This window comes from Bacillus hominis (assembly GCF_030348325.1).
In the GTDB taxonomy this organism is placed as follows: domain Bacteria; phylum Bacillota; class Bacilli; order Bacillales; family Bacillaceae_G; genus Bacillus_A; species Bacillus_A hominis.
The window spans coordinates 2,562,835-2,584,440 of the sequence record NZ_JAUCFS010000005.1; the positions used below are offsets into that span (position 1 = coordinate 2,562,835).

Here is a 21,606-nt window from a genome sequence, read left to right on the forward strand (position 1 = left end):
CTTATTTATTCCCTTATTTACGGGCTATAAGACTTCTACTAAATAGAGTTTCACTTAATATTGACCCAAACACTCTTCACTTCTGTATAATTATCAAGCGCATATGAGCCTAACTCACGTCCAACACCAGATTGCTTATATCCACCAAATGGTGCAGCCGCATTTTCTAAGTTATAATCATTAATCCACACTGTTCCTGCCTTTAATTTATTGGCAACTTGATGTCCAGTTTTAATATTTTGTGTCCATACCCCAGCAGCAAGCCCATATGAAGAGCGATTTGCTCTTTCAATTACTTCTTCTGTCGAATCGAACGGGAGTACAACGACAACCGGTCCAAAGATTTCTTCCTTAACAATTGTCATATCATCAGTAACATTTGTGAATACTGTTGGCTGTACAAAATAACCTTTTTCAAATGCACGTTCTCCACCAGCCGCAACAGTAGCACCTTCAGCTTTTCCTTGTTCAATGTAATTTAGCACACGCTCTTGTTGTTTTTTAGATACGAGCGGTCCCATTTCAGTTTCCGCCTCCATACCTGACCCTAGCTTCACGTTATTTGCCATTTTCACAAGTTCATTTACGACTGTTTCATAATGCTTTCGATGAACGAAGACTCGAGATCCCGCGCTACAATTTTGACCATGATTATACATAATTCCTTGGAACGCACCGTTAATCGCTTCTTCTAAGTCAGCGTCTTCTAAAATGATGTTTGGTGACTTACCACCAAGTTCTAATGTTACATGTTTAATTGTTTCTGCAGATTGACGCATAATATATTTTCCTGTAACTGTTGAACCGGTGAAAGCTACTTTATCAATATCATGATGGTTTACAATTGCCGCTCCTGCTTCTTGGCCGAAACCTGGCACAAAGTTTACAACACCGTTTGAAAAACCAGCCTCTTTAAAAAGCTTCGCTGTATACAGTAAAGATAAAGGCGTTTGCTCTGCTGGTTTTAATACAATCGTACAACCTGTTGCAAGAGCGGCTCCCATTTTCCAAGAAGACATAACGAGTGGAAAATTCCACGGAATAATTTGCCCTACAACACCAACAGGTTCATGGCGTGTGTAATTTAAGTAATCTTTTGAAATTGGAATGGTTTGCCCAACAATTTTTGTAGCCCATCCCGCGTAATAGCGGTAATTTTCTACAGTCGCTGAAATATCATCATCAAGTGCTACTTGATATGGTTTTCCATTATCTAAAGCTTCTAGCTGTGCCAATTCTTCTCTATGCTCTTCAATTAAATCTGCTAATTTATAAATAAGATGTGCTCTCTCAGCGGTAGTCATCTCTGCCCACGGGCCAGATTCAAAAGCAAATCTTGCCGCTTTTACTGCGATATCAATATCTTCTTCTTGCGCTTCACACACGACCGCAAGAACATCTTCTGTCGCTGGATTGTAAGTTTCAAACGTCTTACCGCTCATAGAAGAAACAAATTCACCATTAATAAACATTTTAACTTCTTCATTTAAAAACGCTTTCACTTTTGGTTTCAGTTCAATGTTTGTCGTTAACATACATGCTCTCCTCCTTATTTAAACAGCTGCATGAGCTGTAATTTCTGCTAAAATCGTTTGAAGCTTTTGATCTTCTTCTTCAGTTAATCCGAGTCTCGGATAACGTGAAGGTCCCCCGACTTGCCCATGTAATTCCATTGAGCGTTTAACGATTTGTACATATTTCCCTGACCCTTCAAGAAACTCGCAAAGAGGTAAAATAGCATCGTTTATTTCCCATGCTTTTTCTAATTCACCATTTTGAAAATGCTCATACATTTTCGTAACGAGACTTGGAACGATATTTCCTGCTACTGAAACCCATCCCGAGGCACCAACTAAATAAGATTCCATAACTAAATCTTCAGATCCGCAGAAGACTTGAAAAGCACCTTCACTTTGTCTTACTAAATCTCTCGCTTTTCGAATATCTCCGCTAGATTCTTTAATATGTGTAACATTTTCACACTCTTTACCAATGCGGAGCATTAGCTCTGTACTCATATCAACACCAGAAGTAAATGGGTTATTGTATAGCATAATTGGTATATTTACAGCGTTTGAGATTTCTTTAAAATGAAAATAAATTTCTTCTTCTTTCGGTTTACAATAGTACGAGTTTATAATTAATGCACAATCCGCTCCATGCGCTTCTGCATGTTTCGTATATTCAATCGTTTCTTTCGTCGTCTCTGCTGCAGTTCCAACAATGACTGGAATACGGCCATCAACTTCTTTCAAAACAGTTTCTACCATGTTAAATCGTTCTTCTTTTGATAAACTAACAAATTCTCCCGTACTTCCATTAATAATAATTCCAGCTACTTTTTTCTCAATAAAGTAGTTTACGTTTTGCTTTACACCTTTCCAATCAATCTCTTGAAACTCATCCATCGGTGTTATTAATACTGGAAATGCCCCTTTAATATTTTGCATCTTTATCTCTCCCTTTAACATTTTATTTTAATAAAAAACCTGCCGGAAACGGATCTGTAGGGTCTAATAAAAACGTCTGCATACCTGTAATAAACCCTCTACTTTCAAATCGGAAAATGTATCCTAGTTCTTCTTTCTTCACTTGTTCCACTGTTATAAAGCTATTAAAAATACTTTCATTTTTAAAAGGTTTATCCGCTATATAATCATTTTTAAATAAAGCATGAACATAAGACACAATTGTAGAAACAAAACCTGGTGAACGTACGATAAAGTTACCTTCGTGAAATGTGATTGACTTTATATGATTCTTTTCTTTTTGCGAAGAATCTACTAAAATAAGTCTTTTTATAAGTGACTGTTTTTGTATAGCTTCAAGTGTAGCTTCTCCCCATTTTTTTAATTCAGATATATTTTCAACAGAAATTTCAGGCGAATACGTATCCTTTTCTACAACTGCATAAACTTTATCTGCTTGTATGAGAGAGTAATTTATATTACCAATCTTCAAATCTTTCTCAACCACATAACAAAGTTTGCTTTCAAACGAAACAGATACAACTTCATCATGCTCTACATAGGCGTGAACTGAAAAAATTCCAGACAACGTTTCAATTTTGTATTGATCAGACTCTCTCTTTTTTAAATAACCACTTTCTAATAACATTGTAATTACCGCTACTATACCGCCGTAATGAAGAGGAATAGATCCTTCATGATCAAAAAACAATACCGCTGCATCCACTTCCTTATGAATAGAAGGAACGACAATACATCCATTTAAACCTATAAAACCACGTGGTTCATTTAATAAAAGCTGCATTTCTTCTGCTAATTCCCCGGAAAACTGTTCATTTAAATGTTCTAAACTGTAGTAGTATTTGCATGGTACATCTTTTATTACACGAAATGCTTCGCCAGCTACGTGCACATCTACTGTTGTATACATTTTTTGAATGTTCATTTTACATCCTCCGTTTCATGCTCCATCGGCGGAATTAGTAAAAACCCTTCTTTTAGTGGATCCTTTTCATTGTAAAAAAATCTATGCATACCCATAAGCCAAGCTGATCCAGTAATCTTCGTTACTACCGCTTCAATATTTTCTACATATGTCGTATTCATGACACATCCTTTAAATAGAGAGCCAACAATACTCTCATGAACGAACTCTTCATCGATTTCGATTTCTTTACGATCGTATAATACAGCTAATTTCGCAGATGTTCCTGTACCACAAGGAGAACGATCAATTCCTCCTGGCGGAACAACAACTGTATTTTTCACATGCGCACTTTCATGAGTAGGATCTGTATAAAATTCAACATGTGTTAATCCTCTTATAAACGAATACTGCGGATGAATGATTTCAAATTTCTCATTAATAATATTTCTAATGTGAATTGCCTTATCAATGATTGTAGATGCGTTTTCTGGTACTAACTCTAAACCTACTGACTTTGCATCGATAATGGCATAAAAATTCCCTCCATACGCAATATCAGCCTCTACAGTTCCAATTTCTTCGACTTGTACAGTAATATTTTTCAGTAAAAAAGCTGGTATGTTACAAAAGGAGACTTCTTTCGCTTTACCATTTTGAACAGAAATATCTACTTCAACTAAGCCAGCTGGTGTATCGAGCTTTAAAGAAGTAACTGGTTCAAATACGGGAATTAAACCTGATTCAACTAAAGCTGTACATACACCGATCGTATCGTGCCCACACATCGGTAAATATCCGCCTGTCTCTATGTATATAACGCCTATATCCGCTTCTGGATGACACGGGTCTGTTAATAAAGCCCCTGACATTACATCATGACCACGCGGCTCATTCATTAATAATTTACGAATCCAGTCATACTCCTTTTTCATATGTAACATCTTCTCTGCCATCGTCTCTCCAATTAACTTAGGAAGTCCGCTAATTAATGTTCTCGTTGGATTCCCGCCCGTATGTGTATCAATCGTCGTAAAGACTCTTTGTGACCTCATCCGTTTAACACCCTTTCTGTAAAACGACTCAAACGAAGTGGTTCAATAGGAATAATTGTTTCTTTTTCATTTAATAACTCCTCAATCACTTTCCCAGTAACTGCCGCAAGACTAATTCCATCACCTTCATGCCCTGCTGCAATAAAATAATTCGGAATATGTTCCACTCGTGAAATAATTGGCAAATGGTCTTCTGTCCACGGGCGTAACCCAGCATATGAACGTATCACCATCATATCTGCCATTTTCGGATAAAAACGAATTGCTCTGTTCGCAATACATTTAATAACCTCGTTATTTATCTTCGTATGAAAGCCTACAAATTCTCTACTACTACCAATTAAAAAATTTTGGCTTTCTGTCGGTTCAAATACAAGTGCCACCCCATACTTTTCAGTTAAAGCATCCACTTTTCGTTTTCCGCCAAATTTAGAAATCAAATAACCAAATTCCATTACTTTACGACAGCCAACGTGTTGTTGCCTTGAAGCTACAATAATATGTCCCTTTCTCGGTTCAATTGGGATATTCACATCTAACATCTGTCCAATTTTAGGGGCCCACACACCGGCTGCGTTTACCACTTGCTTCGCAGTAAACGTCCCATTTGTTGTTTCTACAATAAAGGAACCGTCTATATCTCTTTTCATTTCTTTTACTTCTGTATGATTAAAAGCTTTCGTACCAAATTTTTTTGACTCTGCGAGAAGTGAAAAAGCAAGAAGGTACGGATTTACAGTCGAATCCGTTGCACATTCTAAACCACCTAATAAATCATCTGCAAAAAACGGTGACTCGTCTCTTATATCTTGTCTATCAAGCATACGAAACGGTAAACCAGCTTCTTTTTGCCGATTGACCCATTGCTGCGCCGCTTCCATCTCTTCGTCTGATTCACAAACGAGAATGCTTCCTGGCGCCCTATATTCAAATGAGTGCTCTAACTCTTCACTTAAATCAGTTACTAATTTTTGACTTACTAACGACATTTGGCTATCAAACCCTGGGTCTTTATCAATCGCCAAAATGTTTCCGTCACACCGTGAAGACGTCCCACTGACAAATTCCCCTTTTTCAATGATTGTTACGTCTCTTCCGTATTTTGAAGTGTAATAAGCGATCGAACATCCAATAATACCACCGCCTATTATTAAAACGTCACAGTGTCTCACATAGCACTCCTCCTTTCTCCTAAATCTCTCACTTTCTTTTATGCAATTGGTGTGCCAACTCTACATACAGAACTATTTATACGAAACAATTTTATTTGTAAAAATATTTTAAATTTATCGTAAATAGGTGTATTATTTCTTTATCACTGTCTAAACTTTTATACATAATAGGAGGGCACTATGGCATTTTCATTTCCAACAATAAAAGAGTTTATAAAAATTTTGTCAATCGATCTTAAAAGTTCCATTCGACACATCAAGCAAGTAGACGAAAAATTTTATTACATCCATTCACCTACTGAAGAATGGAATTGTGCAGTTATATATGAAGATGATTCTTTCACTACTTTAATCGACGCATTTTCACATGAAATAGCCGTTGTCATCATTAACGAAAAACAAGAACCTATATGCTGTATTACTACTAAGCAAATGATTCCTTTTCTTTATAAGTATTACAATGAACTACAAGCGTTTTATAACACTGTTATTCAAACGTCTGATTCTTCTGTTACAGTCATTGACGATAAAGAATGCGTTCGTACTTGGACAGATGGCGCCGAAAAGATTTTTTCAGTCAACAATAATGAAATTATCGGGCAACCGATTACTCGCTTTTTTGATTATAAAGATTTGGAAATTTTGCAATCATTACATAGCGGAAAAAGCATAATCGCTCAGTTCCATCAGCCTCGCCCTGATTTGTTCGTATTAATTAATTCAAACCCTGTTTATTGTAACGATGAAATTATCGGAGCAGTCGTCTCTGAAACTGATGTTACAAATCAAGTCGCTTTAAATGAAAAACTATTTACTATGTCACATGAAATGCACCGATTAGAACAAGAAGTAGCAAAGTATAAAGATACGTCCGATCCTTTCCATGCAATGAACGGAAAAAGCCCTGTCATACAAAGAACGATACAATTAGCTCGAAAGGTTTGTTCTGTGAAATCGACTGTTTTAATACTTGGAGAAAGTGGTGTTGGAAAGGAAGTATTTGCGAAAGCAATACATGAAGCAAGCGAAACAGCAAATGCCCCTTTCATTTCAATTAACTGCGGTGCAATTCCAGAAGCGTTATTTGAAAGTGAGTTATTCGGATACGAAAGAGGCGCTTTTTCTGGCGCAAATAGTAAAGGGAAAAAAGGGAAAATTGAGCTGGCGCAAGGCGGTACTTTATTCCTCGATGAAATTGGCGAAATGCCACTCGATATGCAAGTGAAGCTTTTACGTGTACTACAAGAACGAAAATATTACCGAGTTGGTGGAGAAAAAGAAATAAATATTGATTTCCGCATTATCGCTGCTACAAATCGTGATTTACAAGAAGAAATGAGAAAAGGAACTTTCCGAGAGGATTTATATTATCGCTTAAATGTAGTTAGTTTGCATATTCCTCCACTACGAGAAAGACGAGAAGATATTATCGAATTAACGTACTCCTTCTTAAATGATTTTTCAATTAACTATAACAGACCAGTTCGCGACTTACCTTCAAGTATTATGCATGAACTACTTCATTACAATTGGCCAGGTAATATTCGCGAACTCCGTAATGTAGTTGAAAGACTCGTCGTATTCGCGACCGACGGTATTATTAAACAAGAATATTTACCATTTCACACAAATGATACTTTAGAAAACGAAACGTCTCATTCCCTTTTACACAGCAACAATAACGCGATTCTTTCTTTACAAGAAGAGATGGATGAACATGAGAAAAAAGTCATTGAAAGAGCTTTACGAATTTTAAATGGGAATAAATTAGAATGTGCGAAACAACTTGGCGTAACGAGGGCCACTTTATATAACCGTTTAAAAAGGCTGGGGTTACAATAAAGTGAAACTTTAATCAGTGGGGGTTTTGTTCATCCCCACTTGATTATCAGCCCTCACCAATCGGGCTTTTACGGGCAGTCCGCCCCCCCACCCAACTTCTTTGCTTTCACTGAATTTTGAGGTGGGGTCTTACTGCCCAGCAAATAGCGGGATAACACCTCCCCTCCTCTATATTGGCATAGTTTTTGCATTATAATTTGTGCAAACCGAACTAGAGGAGGAATACATATGACGAATAAAGAGAACTTAATTGTTTGTCGTTGTGAAGAAGTTACATACGGACAACTTCAATCGACAATTGCTGAATATAACTGCTCGGCAAGAGAATTAAAACTAAGAACACGTGCTGGCATGGGATTTTGCGGTGGCCGCACGTGTAGAATGATGATAGATCGGATGATTGAAAATGCGAACCCTGATATAAATTCTAATGAAATTCCATTAAAATATCAGCCACCCGTGCGGGCAGTTACTTTTGGATCGGTAGGTGAAAGTAAATGAGTAGAATTACACATCACCCTATTTTAGGTACTTTACATAGTAGCGAGCGCATCACTTTTCAATTTAACGGTAAACCATACGAAGCATATGAACACGAAACGATAGCTGCTGCCCTATTAGCAAGTGGAATTCGAACGTTAAGAGTCCATGAAGATAGCGGGAGTCCGCGAGGCATTTATTGTAATATCGGGCATTGTTCTGAATGCCGCGTAACTGTAAACAATCAAACGAACGTACGAGCTTGCTTAACTGTAGTTGAAAACAATATGGTTGTGGAAAGCGGAAAACAGCACCCGAATATCGTGAGAGAGATGGTGAAAAAGCGATGATTGATGTAATTATTATTGGCGCAGGACCAGCAGGATTATCAGCTTCCATCTCTTGTGCACGCTTTGGACTTAACGTACTTGTTATAGATGAATTTATGAAGCCAGGCGGGAGATTGTTAGGACAGTTGCATCAAGAGCCTACTGGAGAATGGTGGAACGGAATAGAAGAGTCAAAACGCCTTCACGAAGAAGCAAAATCCCTTTCAGTCGATATTCGGTGCGGTGTTTCCGTCTATAATTTAGATAAAGATGAGAGTTCTTGGTTCGCACATACAAATATCGGTACGTTAGAAGCTCCGTTCGTATTAATTGCTACTGGTGCCGCTGAGTATTCTATTCCCCTTCCTGGCTGGACACTTCCAGGAGTTATGTCAATTGGAGCGGCTCAAGTTATGACAAATGTTCACCGAGTGCAAGTTGGGAAAAAAGGAATCATTATCGGTGCTAACATTTTGTCATTTGCGATTTTAAATGAACTGCAGTTAGCTGGAATTAAAGTGGATCATATTGTACTTCCTGAAAAAAGTGAGTTAAGCCAAAAAGCTGGTGAACCAGAAGAAGTTTTAAATTCTCTTTTACATGCAGCTCATCTCGCTCCTTCTGCTCTCTTGCGTATAGGTAGCCGTTTTATGAAATATGATTGGATTCGAAAAGCTGGATTAACCTTCTACCCAAATAACGGGATGAAAATAAATGGGACACCACTTCATCTCCGTAAAGCGGCACTTGAAATTATTGGAACAGATCAAGTTGAAGGTGTTCGCGTTGCTAACATTGATTCTATAGGGAATATTATTAATGGATCAGAAAAAATATTGGAGGCAGACTTCGTTTGTATTGCAGGTGGTTTATATCCGCTTGCCGAGCTTGCTGCTGTGGCAGGTTGTCCTTTCCGTTACATCCCGGAATTAGGCGGACATGTCCCCTTACATTCCGAAGCAATGGAAACCCCTCTTCCAGGCTTATTTGTAGCTGGAAATATTACAGGAATTGAAAGCGGAAAAATCGCAATGGCGCAAGGAACAGTTGCTGGCTACTCTATTGTAAAACACGCTAATATAAAATCTAATTCGATTGAACAACACTTGCAACAAGCCATTCAAAAAGTTCACTCTGTTCGTCAAAAAGCAGCAATTCAATTTAATCCCATGATTGATGTTGGCAGACGGAAGATGAATGAAATTTGGCGTGATTATTCTTCTACATATGCACATACTAAAAAGAGCTGTTGAGATTACTCTCAACAGCTCTTTTCGCTACTCATCTGAGTTATTAAATTTCGCTAATGCGTAAATGCCTTCTTCATCGTCTAATTCAAGTTGCAATCTTGCCGCAAATGAATTGACGTTGTATTCTCGATCAAGTAGTAAGCGTAATGCTTCAATTAAGTTTGCTTGAATTAAAATTTGCTTGCGACCATTTACCTCTACTTCAGCAGAGAAACCGTAGTCGTCATCATACATTAGTTCAACTAAAACTTCTTCTGGACCAACTTGTCTTTTTTCAGCGATATATACGCAAAGCGCATTTATTAATTCTTGTTCAGAAATTTTTATTGTTTCCATGCTACTTCATCTGCCTTTTTCTTACGTTGGTTTTTGAAGTATTTAAATGCACGAACTGCTAGCATTACGATACCAGCCATTACTAACATATTTACCATAAACGCTAATACAGAACCAAGAGCTCCCATATTTGCAAATAAGCTACCCATTAGTAAACCACCAAGACCACCTAGTAATAAGCCTTTCATAAAGCCACCTTTATTACTTTTTGGTGCTGTGTTTGTTGCTTTTGTTTTTGAATCGGTTGTCGTTTTTTGTGAATTTACATTAGAATCTTTTTTGTTTAAATCAACTTTTGAATTTTGACCAGAACTTGGTGTATATGATTTTTTACCAGATTTGTAACTTTTCGCTTCCGCGTGATTTACGAACATAAAGCTACTAGCTCCAAAGATAACCATGAATGCTGTCATTACTGCTACAAGTTTTTTCAACATATTATATCCATTCTCCTTTTATATAGATATATGTGAAATCTACCTTTCTTTTAAAACAAGAATGATAGATTTATTTTAAAACCTTTTTAAAGGTTCTTATGAACTCATTATATGAACTTTTGTCGAAATATGCAAGTATTATTTACTATCGACAATAATTCCATAACAAAGGAAAAATTAAGAAAAACGGAATTGACTTTAAATGAAACAAAACATATTATAAGTTCATAAGAACTTTTTATAATTTTGGAGGTGAAAAGATGGAAACATTTCATCTCACACGAAACGAAATGGCAACGCTCCTTCTATCACTTAGAGGATGGAATCCGAAAAAGCCTCTTAGCATTTTACAAGAAGCTTGGGCAAAATCACATAAAAAAGATATTGAAAGCGGACAAAGCGTTACAGCTTTTATTACAACCGCACTTTCACCTATTTTTGAAAAATTAATTAAAATCGATGATACGGATGTCGGTTTTTCTTTAAATGAAATAGTTGCGCTTGGTAATCAGATTGAAAACACTAGTTTCTCTGTAACTGCTATGCAAAACTGGGTGAAACGAGATATAAAAGAAATGATTGGCTCCCCTCAAAAAGGGAAGAAATACTCAATCGAACAAGCAGCCTTACTATTTATTGTTGAAGATTTAAAAACAGCGCTTGATTTTGAATCTATTCGTAAACTATTACGACTCATCGTAAATGACCCGGCCGATCGAAGTGATGATTTAATTAATCCTGTTCATTTATATGTAGCTTACTCCTCTTTATTTGAAGAACTAAATCAAGGGAATTGCATACAACTAAATGCTACAGATACAATTCATACGATTGAAAATATTGTAAAAGAAAAAGCGGATAAAATCGCAAGCAAGTTCGATCAAATAAATAACGAACAACGCGAAGCAATTCGTAACGCTATTATTATCGCTACACTATCTGTACATACCGCATATGTACAAATGTTAGCGAAACGTTATGTAACAGCAACGTTATTTTTACAAAATTTAGATGTGAAGCCGTAAAAGAGGAGCCATAGATTATGGCCCCTCTTTTTGTCATTATGAAAGATGAAATTACATCTATTTGAATGAAAATATGTCGTTCATATCTTCAAATATATCAGTGATTCAACAAAAAATATCGATACTACGACAAAAAAGTCAAAACCTTCACCTATCTTTACTATGGATAAAATGAGAAATTTTTAATACGCCTTTCATTCTCTCTTCATGAAAACTTAATTTATATCGTTTACTATAAAAACTAGGAAAACTAATACAAGACATAAAAAGTATTAAAATAGCAATACATTCATTAAATAAGGTATAATTTGCATATAGTGAACTTTTTATGTTATTAAATAAAAAGAGCTTTTACTCGAAAAAACTTATGAACTAGAAGGTGCAACAATGTTAAGTAGTTTTATTCATTCAGTATTAACATTTTTTGAAGGATTAGGTTATTGGGGCATAATGCTTGGACTTATGATTGAGATTATCCCAAGTGAGATTGTCCTAGCTTATGCAGGGTACTTAGTATCAAATGGAAGTATCTCATTTTTAGGCGCAGTTATATTCGGTACAATTGGCGGCGTTATTGCCCAAGTTTTTGTTTATTGGATTGGACGATATGGTGGTCGCCCTGTGTTAGAACGTTATGGGAAGTATATTTTCATTCATAAAAAACAAATTGATGCTGCTGAGGATTGGTTTAATCGTTATGGAACAGGTGTAATTTTCACAGCACGCTTCATTCCAGTAGTACGTCATGCGATTTCAATTCCTGCTGGTATTACAAAAATGCCATTGCTACGTTTTACTGCATTAACAGGACTTGCAATAATCCCTTGGTCTATCATTTTCATTTATTTAGGTGAAAAACTAGGCGAAAACTGGGAGAATATTAATGATATTGCTGGACCGTATGTGAAATCGTTCGCAATTGGCGGCGTCATACTTATTCTTTTATACTTCGTCATAAAAAAATGGACAAAAAAACGTAAAAATCTTGCTTAAGATAATAATAAAAACCGCTAAAATTCATTACGAATTTTAGCGGTTTTTATTATAGACTTGATTATGTATTAAAAATTGTATTATTTCTTCTTTATGCTTTAAGTCATGCTGAATGAGTGATGAAAAATAATTGTTTAGCCTCACTTTTTTTGTACCAAATTGAAATTCATTATTGAAATTATGAGCAGGAATTCGCTCAATTTGACCTACTAATTTTTTACGAGTAAAACTAAATTGATCTAATAGTCCTTCTTTTGAAATACCTGATCTTGCATATATAATTGCACTCTTATTCATTTCCTCTACATCTGTTGAAACATGAGGTACTGATTGTGCACTAAGAAAATAAGGAATTCGATACTTCATTACAAACTCGTCCCAAATGATAAAATGTGAAATTACATCCGCACTTGCCCACGAACCATTTTTAAATGATTGAAACCATATATCATCAGGTACTCCCTTCAACGTTTGGCACCATTCTATTAAATTTAATTTTTCTTCCAAAATATTTTCTTTCTTCATTTTTCATTCCTTTCTCGCACTTATAATTCATTCATATTAATACCTTCTAGAAATTGTATAAAAAGCCTCCATATTTACATGGATAAGCAACAATCCAGTCATTCATTTCGTATATTATTTCAAAAAGGAGTGATTTTCCTATGCATTGGCAACAAAAAATACCATACTTAATCGGACGCCCTATTGGCATTTCCTTCATGAATGGGCAAGGAACTTCTGGTGTATTATGTTCAGCACATGATGGCCAATTATATGTATATGAATACCTGTACCAAGCACAATTCGCCATGAAACATTATGACTTTAGACAAATTCAAGATATACACGCCTTTCCAAATTGCCCACACCAAAATCCTTTATACTAGAAAAACAGGAACGGCTTTATTGCCATTCCTGTTTCTAAGTTGTTATTTCTCAGAATAAAACTTCTGCACCGCTTCATCAAAGTAAATCCAACCTTTCCAACCTAAATGAATTGTATCTTTTAAGAAATACTTATCATATTCATGGCTAGAAAAATCGACTACTGGGTATCCCGCTTTCTCGACTTGATCGCGAACCTTATTATAATACACATCACGGCGTTCTTTCGGGAAACCAGCGTAATCATACCACGGTCCGTTTACAGGAACAGAAATAAAGAGTGGTTTTACATTTTTTTCTTTGAAAAGATCTAAAACAATTTGTAAGTCATCATATTCTGGTGAATCATCATACGATTCATTTGCTCTAAAGTTTTTTAACCCTTTTAATTTTTTCTTGAAATTATGTTTATAGTAATACGGATTTTCAATTCCGAATGTATTTGTAGTGGACTCCGCTTTCCCTTCTTGTTCCGCATGTTTACGTGCATCTTCCCAAGATAGTGAACGTAGTCCCATATTTGTTTTTTCTTTCATCGGTTCAATCTTAAATAGAGAATTAAATAAATCTCGATGATCTAAAATATTCCGGTACATATATGCTAGCGGTTTAGCTAATCCAGCTTTTATGTTATGTTTTGTATCGTTATACACAATACTTTCTAGTGAGCTACTTAATATTGCATCCTTACGAACTACTTTATAATCTAGTAAACGTTTCGCAATTTTTTTCTTCATTTCAGGATTAATTTCGTCATTAAAAATAAAATGATATGCTTGTTGTTTGGAGAAATTATTAGTAAAATCGCCTTGCTGAACACCAGTCTTCGTAAACCACTGTGGTGAAAGAACAAACACGACTTTTTTACCTTCTAACTCATCCATTGTTGACGTCATGTTTAAAATATGAGCCAAACTTTGCGTACCACCAGTCCCGATTAAAAATGGCGTAAAACCTGCTGGATTTACTTTAAAATAGTTAGACGGATGATATGCATCCATTCGCAAAAACTCTGATGAACCGTACATCGGTAAATACTGCGAATTCTCTAACATTTTCTGCTGTAAGAAAACACTTTGTAATTTCTCTTTTTGCAAGGAAGTTGCCGCATCTTCAACTTTCCTATCGCTAATAAGTGATACTAAACTTTTAGATGGAATAAGCACGACAATAAAAAAGAGTAGACATGCTATAATAATTGGACCAAAAGCATGCTTCATCTTCATCGTTTATTCCTCTTCCTCTTGCTATTAAATTGTAACCCTTGTTTTTGACACGTCATCATTTTTCTCCTTCTTCTCTATACATGTTCCATTCTATTTATCTATTATATACATGTATGTATTTCCTTCCTTGTTCTATTACGTCCTATACAAATAGCGCAAGAAAATGTTTCCGTAGAAACACGTTAATTATACAAGATTCTACATACATTTCACACTGGAATTTTACTAATAATTTTATTTTTAAGACATGAAAAAATATATAAAATGTCTATAATCCATCAGGTGATATATTAAATTTAAAATCAGATAAGTATAATCAACATCATGAGTATATTTTCCTTATTTCTCGTACCATTTTATAATACTTGTATATATGGCGCTAGCAGAAAAGAAGGATAGTCTTTTCCCTACTCTTCTTCGTTTGTTTTTGCAGTACTTGATCTTATTAATTATTATATTCAGCTTTCTTATGATAATCTCTTTGATATTCGTTATCTACTAAATACTAAGAAATTTAAACAAGCGTATATTAGCAAAGATCTCAATCATTTTGACCACAGTAGAAAGGAGACGCTATAGCATCTCCTTTGTATTACTATCCTTTTGAATTCAGTATCATATAGTAGTAGATAAGTCGAATTTAGAAAAAACTATCTAATATACATAGAACCAGGTACAGACATTAAATAATAGAAAAAGACTCCGATTATTCCACTAGTAAAAATAATAAATCCCATATTGCGTATGCCTTTAATTTTTGACTGTAAACCTATAACCCCTGATAGTAGACCCGTTAAAGAAAATAGGATCCAGTATAGCTCGGTTGGGATATCAAGATATTGACTACCCTCAACGCCAAGCCCCCAAAAAATATAAGGCAGTACGACAAAGGAAGCACTGAGTAATCCCATAATACTCACGAGTAGTTTATGATATTTGGCCCCTGTTATTATTAAATAAATCCCACCCGTAAATCCGCATAATACAAGATAGGGTGAGTATAGAATCCAAAGAAGACTTAAGATGAGCATATGTAAGTTCCTCCTATTTATTTTGGGTCATTGTAGTCTATTTATTTTCTGAATCTGCTGCTAATTTTTCAAGGTGACCAAGTGATTCTTCTAAATCAAACGAGTTAAACCAACGATAATCTTGTTTATCTAAAATACGATAATGCTGACTAATTAGATTCTGTTGTAAACGAAAGTTCCCTTTTTCTTGAATCTGTTTCCACCAGACTTTTCCTCCCAGTGTTTTCTGTTTGGCGTTGTTCATGCTTTTATGTGCTATAGTTGCAATGACTACTAATGGATCATCTCCTAGACTAGACTGTAAAACCTCGCTATCCCTAAACAATGCACAAATTGCTACGGTATTGGTCCATCCTGCATTTGTTCGTCCCTTCTCAATTTGAACAAGCGTTTTTTTTGAAATACCAAGAACTTCAGCCATTTTTTCCTGTGTGTATCCTTTTTCCGTACGAATTAACTTTATTTTTGTTGATATGAGTTCGATTGTAAGCTCTTTATTCAATTCTCTCACCTCTAAAAGTAACTTATGTATTATTTAGTGTAATTTTACACTATTCCTATTTTGTTATCAACCCATTTTTTTACGTTCACTTTTGTTATTTTAATACAATGAACTAAATCCTCATGAACAATCTTTTTGTACCTATTACTTTCTTTTCTTCTAACATAAGCATCATGCCCCTTCAATCGCTGTTTACAGACTGGTAAATTATAACTTGGACTATTCATCTAACTTTAAATAAAAAAACAGACTGTCACACATGTGCAGTCTGTTTTTCCATACTTTTATTTTTGTACATCTGCCCATTTTAAACTTGTAGCTGGACCGAATTGATGTACATATAAATCTTTCACATTTGGCTTTTGTAAGTATGATAATCCGCGCTGGAATACCGGTGCGATTACTGCGTCATCCAGTAACATTTTTTCAGCATCTTGCAGTGCTTTCCAACGAGCTTTTTCATCATTACCTAATTCTGTTTTAATCTTCTTAATTAACGCATCATATTCTGGATTTGCATACCCTGTATTATTAACACTACTTCCAGAAAGGAATACTTCTAAGTATGTCATCGGATCTGGATAATCAGGTAACCAGCGTGATAATGACATTTCATATTCTTTCTTCTTCTCTAACGCTAGTTTTTGAGTGTGTGGTTGTAATTTCACATTGACTTTTAACCCTGGTAAGTTTTTCTCAAGCTGTTCTTTAATATACTCTCCTACTTTTTTAAAGTTTTCTAAGTCATAGTTTAATAGTTCTAACGTCACTTCATTTGTGCCTGTCTCTTGTTTTGCTTTTTCCCAATATTCCTTCGCCTTTTTTACGTCCGTCTTATTAAACTCTCCTGCTGTACTTCTAAAATCTTTCTTATCTGGTCCTTTTAAAAATCCTTTTGGTACGTAGTAGTTCGCAGCTACCGAACCATCATTTAAAAATGAAGTTGCAAGCCCCTTCTTATCAAACACTGTACTTAGCGCAAGCCTTGCGTTTTTATTTTTAAGAATTGGTACATTTTCATTGAATCGGAAGAAGTACATAACCGGATCTGTATATTGCTTCAGCTCTTTATTATTTTTATATTTATCCACAAATTCTGTTGAAATGACTGCTCTATCAACCTTATCTGTTTCATATAAATTTACCGCAGTTGAAATTTCTTTAACAATTTGATAGTTGACTTCATCTAACTTCACTTCTTTTTTATCCCAATACTTATCGTTTTTCTTCATTGTAAAACTTGCTTCGTGCTTCCACTCCGACAACGTAAACGGCCCATTATACACCGCTTTATTTGCCTCTAAACCGTATTTATCACCTTGCTCTTTCGCAAACTTTTCATTAATTGGATAGAACGACGGTAAAATAAGTAGTTTTGTAAAATACGGTACTGGATGTTCTAATTCCACAACGAACGTTTTATCATCTTTTGCTTTCACACCTAATTCTTCTAAGCCTAATTGTTTCTTATTTATCTTTTCCGCATTTTTCACATCGTACGCAATATATGCATATTGAGAGGCTGTATCTGGATTAATAAGTTGCTTCCAAGCATATACGTAATCATGAGCTGTTACTGGATCGCCGTTAGACCATTTCGCATCACGCAAGTGGAATGTATAAGTCTTTCCGTCTTTACTCACTTCATATTTCTGTGCCCCAGCCTGGATCACTTCATCATTTTTCGATAAACGGAATAATCCTTCCATTACATTATTCAAAACGTTAAACGATACGGCGTCTGTTACTTTTCCTGAATTTAATGACGGAATTTCACCCGTTTCTAATAATTGCAATACTTTCTTCTCATCTTTCGGCTTTGTAGCTGTTTTTTCTTTAGCACAGCCCACTAAAAATGAAGATATAAGTAGAGTACTAACTAATGAGTAGCGAACAACCTTTTTCATATAAAGCCCCCCTATCTTTTTTAAGGTAAGTAACGACGAGCACCAGCATATTCTTCTATATATCCTGGTGTATTTAGCGGTATAATTTCTACCGATCTTTCAGCCTTTGGAGAGTGAATCATATTTCCATCACCAATATACATTCCAACGTGATGAACACTACCTTTTCCTTGATTATGTGCAAAAAATATTAAATCGCCCTTTTGTAGGTTTTCTTTATCAACCGCAATTCCTGCTTTTGATTGTGGTCCAGAATCCCTCGGTATTGTTATGCCATGTGATTTATAAATCGTATGTGTAAATCCAGAGCAATCAAAACCAAATCCACTTGTACCAGCCCATATATACGGTAATCCTAAAAACATTTTCCCTGTGTTGATTAAATCATCAGCGGTCGGAGCCGGAATATCATTTTGAGAACGGTGAACAGTTCCATCATTTTTCCGTAGCCACGCCTTCTGACCATTTGGCAACAACACACGGTATGAAATCGTATCTTCACTAAGTAGCGGTAAACGCGTATTATAGCTAACTTCAAGTGCTTTATGTTTTTCAGAAGGATTAATATATAAAATTGCTGTCGGTTTCGTTATTAATACGAAAGGTTGGTTTGTTTTATCTGCAAATTCTTGATTATACGTTAATTGTTTTTCGGGCATCCATCCCGGATAACCTTCTTCATTTCGCGGTGTTGGCTGTCCGTGCACTAGTACTTTTACCCAATCACCTTTTTTATCAATGACCGTTACTTCTTGACCGAGTAGCGCTTGCGTTTCTAATTTATTTGCACTCGTTAACCAAAGCTTCTCATCAAGCGTCATTGATTTCGTCCACTTCCATAAATCAACTGGATTTGTTGCGCTCGGTGCATCAATTGGTCGTAATGAATCAGGCGCAGTCCAAAGCGTTGCAGCAGATACATCTATAAATGCTTTATTATCCTTCTTCTCTTCAGCATTTGCCGATGTAAACGATGAAAAAATAAATAAAGTTGTTAAAAATGCAGTTCCTACTTTTTTCATATATATCCCCCTTAAAAGATAGTTAACTAGTCACTCCTTCTAAGCTTAAATATTCACTGTCGAATGAAGGTTTACCTTTGATCCGGAATAAGTCATTCCTTCCGGTTCTTCCATTAACCATAGCGGCGCATCAAGGTCGAAATAATGAATATTAGGATGTGCCGCTGCTAAATGAGCAACAGCGCTAACGGAAAGTGAAGATTCCATCATGCTACCAACCATACATTTTATCCCAGCTGCTTCTGCGATATCTGCAATACGCCATGCTTCACGTATGCCGCCACATTTCATTAATTTAATATTGATTAAGTCTGCATACCTTCCTTGAACGAGTTTTAAGGCGTCATTTGCTGAAAATATGCTTTCATCAGCCATAATTGGCGTTTGTACATTTTCTTTCACGTACTTTAATCCATCCCAGTCCTTCGCGTGTACCGGTTGTTCTACAAATTCTATATTTAAATTTCTATTCTCCATTTCTCTAATAATAGAAACTGCTTCTTTCGGTTTCCATCCTTGATTTGCATCTAAACGTAACGTCGTATTCTTTGGAACCACATTTCGAATTGTCTCTATGCGTTCCAACTCTAAATGCGCCTCTTTACCCACCTTAATTTTTAATGTTTGGAATCCCTTTTCGATATGCTTTTTCGCTTCTTTTGCCATTAATAAAGGTTCATCCACACTTACTGTAATATCGGTATGAATCTCTTTTTTTCCACCTAACAATGCATATAACGGTATGTTGTGAAATTGACAATACACATCGTATAAAGCCATATCTACCGCCGCTTTTGCACTTGTATTTCCTATGCAACTCATTTGAATGTGTAATAATAACGTTTGAAATTGCAGTACATCTTTTTCAACTAATACAGAACGAATTGGTCCTAATATTGCTTCCTCCATCCCGTTGGCAAAATCACCTGTAATAACCGGCGTTGCTGCCGCTGCTCCTTTTCCAACAATCCCTTCATCTGTATGAATAAACACATCTATACTTTCAATTTCCGTTACGGTACGAAGCGCAGTTTTAAACGGTGTATGAAGCTTTACATGTCGGCGAATTACCTTCACATCGGTAATTTTCATTTTGTTCATCCTTTCGTTGTCTATAAAGTGATACTTTAATCCACGGGAGGCTTTATTCTACCCATTAATGCGAAACAAAAAAATCCAGCCATAAGAAGATTCTTACGGCTGGATTTTGTCTATGAATGGGTAGACAAAGCAGCGATCTGATTATATTTTTTCTGTGCATCTTTTAGCGCTACAAGTAGCGCCTTTTGAGACGAACCGAAGTATCGATTTTTTATTTCTGTTACTAATGCTGGGTCATTAATATTTTTATGTAGAAACAAATATTTAACAAATTGAGATGTTAATGCAATTGTCGCTGAGCAATCTGCATCTACAATTTCCCCTGTATCCTTCTCAAGTACAAATGCTACAAAATAACTTTTGAACTTTTCGGTAATCGGATTATTTTGAGGTGCTTTCGCATCCCCTACGACGTAAATTGTATTTGAAGCGTACACAGCTATCTTCCTTTCTTATACGAGGATAACGGTTTTCTTAACAGACGTATAAGCTGTTAACTCAACGTTGATCAAAAAATGTATCCGCTTACCTTGTATTATATACAATTGACAGAATTTTAACAATATTTATTTTGACATATATTCCATAATTGTGAAAATCTCTTAAAATAATTAAAAATGGCTCAAACTTCTCATTTTTACAATATGCCATTGCTCCTTGTACCATGACATTCACACTACAAACACCTTTTCCCTCATACATCAAAAAACAGTTAGCTATCGCTAACTGTTCCACCACTTCACTTTGGCAATACGAATATTGTTTCGTTTGACTTAGAAAATTGATACTCTTTTCTCGCGAACTTTAAAATCTCTTCTTCATTATCGGTTAAATTCTCAATGTTAGTCTTTAAAGAACCTTGATCTTTCTTTAAAGAAACTAATTGTTTCTTTTGATTCGTTATTGTATCTTTTTTTTCATTAATTATTTCTTGTTGTTTCGTCAAAATATATTGAACGTACAAAGTAATCGCAGCTATAAAAATGAACATGAAAATAAAACGCCTTAACTTCTTCTTATTTATAGTTCGATTGTCGTTAGGCTGTGATAGTTGCTCTGGTATATTAGGAACATTTACTCTTTTGAGTTTCCTCATTTTCAAATCCCCCTAAACCATATTTTTTCACTACCATAGGCACGATCTCTTATTAACTTAAATTCTATTCTTATAAAATAAGCTCCTTCACAAAAAAATCTCACAAATCAACCAATTAGAGATAGCGTTCGACGACATCTCTGTATTTAAAATGAAAATTTTTATTTATGCTGCTATAAAATAGTAGTTTATGTTATTCTTTTTCCTCTATTGTAGAAGACATTTTCACATACATAAATTTTCTCTTTGCATACCGATGTTATATGATTTGTTTTGTTTTATTTTATATTAAATTTCCGTTTATAAAGATATTATATTTTCTTCTCTTAATAAATTCTATTAGCAAACTTATTCCTTTCCTAATGAAATAGTTTACATAATAATATTATCTTCATTATTTATTATTCCAATAAAAAAACAACCCATTTACCACGCGGATTGTTTTTAAATTTCATTTTTATAATCATTTCAAATTTTCATCATTCTTTATTAAAACTAATTATGTATTATAAAAATGAAAT

The 21,606-nt window shown here is 35.2% G+C and carries 24 protein-coding genes; 7 read left to right on the plus strand and 17 right to left on the minus strand.

Annotation, left to right across the window (positions count from 1 at the left end):
* Window positions 1–50 precede the first annotated feature (50 nt).
* The 5 genes from QUF93_RS15790 to QUF93_RS15810 are packed head-to-tail and all read right to left on the minus strand — an operon-like array spanning window position 51 to window position 5,620.
* The gene (locus tag QUF93_RS15790) at window positions 51–1,535 is read right to left on the minus strand and encodes an aldehyde dehydrogenase family protein (protein ID WP_289375726.1); all 1,485 of its coding nucleotides are present in this window, start codon (window positions 1,533–1,535) and stop codon (window positions 51–53) included.
* Between the two features lie 18 nt (window positions 1,536–1,553).
* Window positions 1,554–2,450 (minus strand): 4-hydroxy-tetrahydrodipicolinate synthase, encoded by an 897-nt coding sequence (gene dapA / locus QUF93_RS15795; protein ID WP_289359393.1) that lies wholly within the window; start codon window positions 2,448–2,450, stop codon window positions 1,554–1,556.
* A 22-nt stretch (window positions 2,451–2,472) separates the two neighbouring features.
* Window positions 2,473–3,414 carry a proline racemase family protein gene (locus QUF93_RS15800; RefSeq protein WP_289375727.1) on the minus strand — a complete coding sequence of 314 codons (942 nt, stop codon included), beginning with the start codon at window positions 3,412–3,414 and terminating at the stop codon, window positions 2,473–2,475.
* Window positions 3,411–4,448: a proline racemase family protein gene (locus QUF93_RS15805; RefSeq protein ID WP_289359396.1), complete on the minus strand. Its 1,038-nt coding sequence runs from the start codon at window positions 4,446–4,448 to the stop codon at window positions 3,411–3,413. The genes QUF93_RS15800 and QUF93_RS15805 overlap by 4 nt, the downstream gene beginning before the upstream one ends.
* On the minus strand, window positions 4,445–5,620 hold the full coding sequence (locus tag QUF93_RS15810) for an NAD(P)/FAD-dependent oxidoreductase (RefSeq protein ID WP_289359397.1): 1,176 nt from the start codon (window positions 5,618–5,620) through the stop codon (window positions 4,445–4,447). The genes QUF93_RS15805 and QUF93_RS15810 overlap by 4 nt, the downstream gene beginning before the upstream one ends.
* 180 nt (window positions 5,621–5,800) lie before the next feature.
* On the opposite strand from QUF93_RS15810, the gene QUF93_RS15815 reads away from it, so the two are divergent.
* The 4 genes from QUF93_RS15815 (at window position 5,801) to QUF93_RS15830 (ending at window position 9,524) form a co-directional block, all read left to right on the plus strand.
* Window positions 5,801–7,462 carry a sigma-54 interaction domain-containing protein gene (locus QUF93_RS15815; protein ID WP_289359398.1) on the plus strand — a complete coding sequence of 554 codons (1,662 nt, stop codon included), beginning with the start codon at window positions 5,801–5,803 and terminating at the stop codon, window positions 7,460–7,462.
* Between the two features lie 228 nt (window positions 7,463–7,690).
* On the plus strand, window positions 7,691–7,963 hold the full coding sequence (locus QUF93_RS15820; protein WP_097903711.1) for a (2Fe-2S)-binding protein: 273 nt from the start codon (window positions 7,691–7,693) through the stop codon (window positions 7,961–7,963).
* Window positions 7,960–8,292, plus strand: a complete 333-nt coding sequence (locus QUF93_RS15825) for a (2Fe-2S)-binding protein (protein WP_002120007.1) — start codon at window positions 7,960–7,962, stop codon at window positions 8,290–8,292. The genes QUF93_RS15820 and QUF93_RS15825 overlap by 4 nt, the downstream gene beginning before the upstream one ends.
* Complete coding sequence (locus QUF93_RS15830) at window positions 8,289–9,524, plus strand: NAD(P)/FAD-dependent oxidoreductase (RefSeq protein ID WP_289375729.1); 1,236 nt, start codon at window positions 8,289–8,291, stop codon at window positions 9,522–9,524. Before QUF93_RS15825 ends, QUF93_RS15830 begins: the two co-directional genes overlap by 4 nt.
* Before the next feature lie 24 nt (window positions 9,525–9,548).
* On the opposite strand, the gene QUF93_RS15835 is transcribed toward QUF93_RS15830, so the two are convergent.
* Window positions 9,549–9,857 carry a YxcD family protein gene (locus QUF93_RS15835; protein WP_000447755.1) on the minus strand — a complete coding sequence of 103 codons (309 nt, stop codon included), beginning with the start codon at window positions 9,855–9,857 and terminating at the stop codon, window positions 9,549–9,551.
* Window positions 9,845–10,294, minus strand: coding sequence for a hypothetical protein (locus QUF93_RS15840; protein WP_002120011.1), 450 nt, complete (start codon window positions 10,292–10,294; stop codon window positions 9,845–9,847). The genes QUF93_RS15835 and QUF93_RS15840 overlap by 13 nt, the downstream gene beginning before the upstream one ends.
* Before the next feature lie 260 nt (window positions 10,295–10,554).
* On the opposite strand from QUF93_RS15840, the gene QUF93_RS15845 reads away from it, so the two are divergent.
* Complete coding sequence (locus QUF93_RS15845) at window positions 10,555–11,319, plus strand: DUF1836 domain-containing protein (RefSeq protein ID WP_000447223.1); 765 nt, start codon at window positions 10,555–10,557, stop codon at window positions 11,317–11,319.
* A gap of 387 nt (window positions 11,320–11,706) precedes the next feature.
* A complete protein-coding gene (uptA, locus tag QUF93_RS15850; protein WP_289375731.1) occupies window positions 11,707–12,312 on the plus strand; it encodes an undecaprenyl phosphate transporter UptA in 606 nt (201 codons plus the stop codon).
* Between the two features lie 36 nt (window positions 12,313–12,348).
* On the opposite strand, the gene QUF93_RS15855 is transcribed toward uptA, so the two are convergent.
* Window positions 12,349–12,837 carry a DinB family protein gene (locus QUF93_RS15855; protein ID WP_289375732.1) on the minus strand — a complete coding sequence of 163 codons (489 nt, stop codon included), beginning with the start codon at window positions 12,835–12,837 and terminating at the stop codon, window positions 12,349–12,351.
* Window positions 12,838–12,977: 140 nt separating this feature from the next.
* On the opposite strand from QUF93_RS15855, the gene QUF93_RS15860 reads away from it, so the two are divergent.
* Window positions 12,978–13,202 carry a hypothetical protein gene (locus QUF93_RS15860; RefSeq protein WP_002120018.1) on the plus strand — a complete coding sequence of 75 codons (225 nt, stop codon included), beginning with the start codon at window positions 12,978–12,980 and terminating at the stop codon, window positions 13,200–13,202.
* Between the two features lie 42 nt (window positions 13,203–13,244).
* Here QUF93_RS15860 and dltD read toward each other — a convergent pair whose 3' ends face one another.
* The 9 genes from dltD to QUF93_RS15905 form a co-directional block, all read right to left on the minus strand.
* Window positions 13,245–14,426, minus strand: a complete 1,182-nt coding sequence (dltD, locus tag QUF93_RS15865; RefSeq protein WP_289375733.1) for a D-alanyl-lipoteichoic acid biosynthesis protein DltD — start codon at window positions 14,424–14,426, stop codon at window positions 13,245–13,247.
* 650 nt (window positions 14,427–15,076) lie between these two features.
* On the minus strand, window positions 15,077–15,457 hold the full coding sequence (locus QUF93_RS15870; RefSeq protein ID WP_289375734.1) for an ammonia permease: 381 nt from the start codon (window positions 15,455–15,457) through the stop codon (window positions 15,077–15,079).
* A 37-nt stretch (window positions 15,458–15,494) separates the two neighbouring features.
* Window positions 15,495–15,959, minus strand: coding sequence for a helix-turn-helix transcriptional regulator (locus QUF93_RS15875; RefSeq protein ID WP_002120025.1), 465 nt, complete (start codon window positions 15,957–15,959; stop codon window positions 15,495–15,497).
* 284 nt (window positions 15,960–16,243) lie between these two features.
* Window positions 16,244–17,866, minus strand: a complete 1,623-nt coding sequence (locus QUF93_RS15880; protein ID WP_002120028.1) for a peptide ABC transporter substrate-binding protein — start codon at window positions 17,864–17,866, stop codon at window positions 16,244–16,246.
* Window positions 17,867–17,886: 20 nt separating this feature from the next.
* Window positions 17,887–18,888 (minus strand): C40 family peptidase, encoded by a 1,002-nt coding sequence (locus tag QUF93_RS15885; RefSeq protein ID WP_088059130.1) that lies wholly within the window; start codon window positions 18,886–18,888, stop codon window positions 17,887–17,889.
* A gap of 45 nt (window positions 18,889–18,933) precedes the next feature.
* Window positions 18,934–19,989, minus strand: a complete 1,056-nt coding sequence (locus tag QUF93_RS15890; RefSeq protein ID WP_289375735.1) for a dipeptide epimerase — start codon at window positions 19,987–19,989, stop codon at window positions 18,934–18,936.
* Window positions 19,990–20,099: 110 nt separating this feature from the next.
* Window positions 20,100–20,426 (minus strand): DUF3870 domain-containing protein, encoded by a 327-nt coding sequence (locus QUF93_RS15895; protein ID WP_002012954.1) that lies wholly within the window; start codon window positions 20,424–20,426, stop codon window positions 20,100–20,102.
* An 88-nt stretch (window positions 20,427–20,514) separates the two neighbouring features.
* Window positions 20,515–20,775, minus strand: coding sequence for a hypothetical protein (locus QUF93_RS15900; protein WP_289360987.1), 261 nt, complete (start codon window positions 20,773–20,775; stop codon window positions 20,515–20,517).
* On the minus strand, window positions 20,729–21,085 hold the full coding sequence (locus tag QUF93_RS15905; protein WP_002120039.1) for an FtsB family cell division protein: 357 nt from the start codon (window positions 21,083–21,085) through the stop codon (window positions 20,729–20,731). Before QUF93_RS15905 ends, QUF93_RS15900 begins: the two co-directional genes overlap by 47 nt.
* Between the last annotated feature and the right edge of the window lie 521 nt (window positions 21,086–21,606).

Bases quoted from the DNA above. Each gene is read 5' to 3' on its own strand.
- QUF93_RS15790 (WP_289375726.1), bottom strand. From the start codon at position 1,535: ATGTTAACGACAAACATTGAACTGAAACCAAAAGTGAAAGCGTTTTTA.
- dapA (WP_289359393.1), bottom strand. From the start codon at position 2,450: ATGCAAAATATTAAAGGGGCATTTCCAGTATTAATAACACCGATGGAT.
- QUF93_RS15800 (WP_289375727.1), bottom strand. From the start codon at position 3,414: ATGAACATTCAAAAAATGTATACAACAGTAGATGTGCACGTAGCTGGC.
- QUF93_RS15805 (WP_289359396.1), bottom strand. From the start codon at position 4,448: ATGAGGTCACAAAGAGTCTTTACGACGATTGATACACATACGGGCGGG.
- QUF93_RS15815 (WP_289359398.1), top strand. From the start codon at position 5,801: ATGGCATTTTCATTTCCAACAATAAAAGAGTTTATAAAAATTTTGTCA.
- QUF93_RS15820 (WP_097903711.1), top strand. From the start codon at position 7,691: ATGACGAATAAAGAGAACTTAATTGTTTGTCGTTGTGAAGAAGTTACA.
- QUF93_RS15825 (WP_002120007.1), top strand. From the start codon at position 7,960: ATGAGTAGAATTACACATCACCCTATTTTAGGTACTTTACATAGTAGC.
- QUF93_RS15830 (WP_289375729.1), top strand. From the start codon at position 8,289: ATGATTGATGTAATTATTATTGGCGCAGGACCAGCAGGATTATCAGCT.
- QUF93_RS15835 (WP_000447755.1), bottom strand. From the start codon at position 9,857: ATGGAAACAATAAAAATTTCTGAACAAGAATTAATAAATGCGCTTTGC.
- QUF93_RS15840 (WP_002120011.1), bottom strand. From the start codon at position 10,294: ATGTTGAAAAAACTTGTAGCAGTAATGACAGCATTCATGGTTATCTTT.
- QUF93_RS15845 (WP_000447223.1), top strand. From the start codon at position 10,555: ATGGAAACATTTCATCTCACACGAAACGAAATGGCAACGCTCCTTCTA.
- uptA (WP_289375731.1), top strand. From the start codon at position 11,707: ATGTTAAGTAGTTTTATTCATTCAGTATTAACATTTTTTGAAGGATTA.
- QUF93_RS15855 (WP_289375732.1), bottom strand. From the start codon at position 12,837: ATGAAGAAAGAAAATATTTTGGAAGAAAAATTAAATTTAATAGAATGG.
- QUF93_RS15860 (WP_002120018.1), top strand. From the start codon at position 12,978: ATGCATTGGCAACAAAAAATACCATACTTAATCGGACGCCCTATTGGC.
- dltD (WP_289375733.1), bottom strand. From the start codon at position 14,426: ATGAAGATGAAGCATGCTTTTGGTCCAATTATTATAGCATGTCTACTC.
- QUF93_RS15870 (WP_289375734.1), bottom strand. From the start codon at position 15,457: ATGCTCATCTTAAGTCTTCTTTGGATTCTATACTCACCCTATCTTGTA.
- QUF93_RS15880 (WP_002120028.1), bottom strand. From the start codon at position 17,866: ATGAAAAAGGTTGTTCGCTACTCATTAGTTAGTACTCTACTTATATCT.
- QUF93_RS15885 (WP_088059130.1), bottom strand. From the start codon at position 18,888: ATGAAAAAAGTAGGAACTGCATTTTTAACAACTTTATTTATTTTTTCA.
- QUF93_RS15890 (WP_289375735.1), bottom strand. From the start codon at position 19,989: ATGAACAAAATGAAAATTACCGATGTGAAGGTAATTCGCCGACATGTA.
- QUF93_RS15905 (WP_002120039.1), bottom strand. From the start codon at position 21,085: ATGAGGAAACTCAAAAGAGTAAATGTTCCTAATATACCAGAGCAACTA.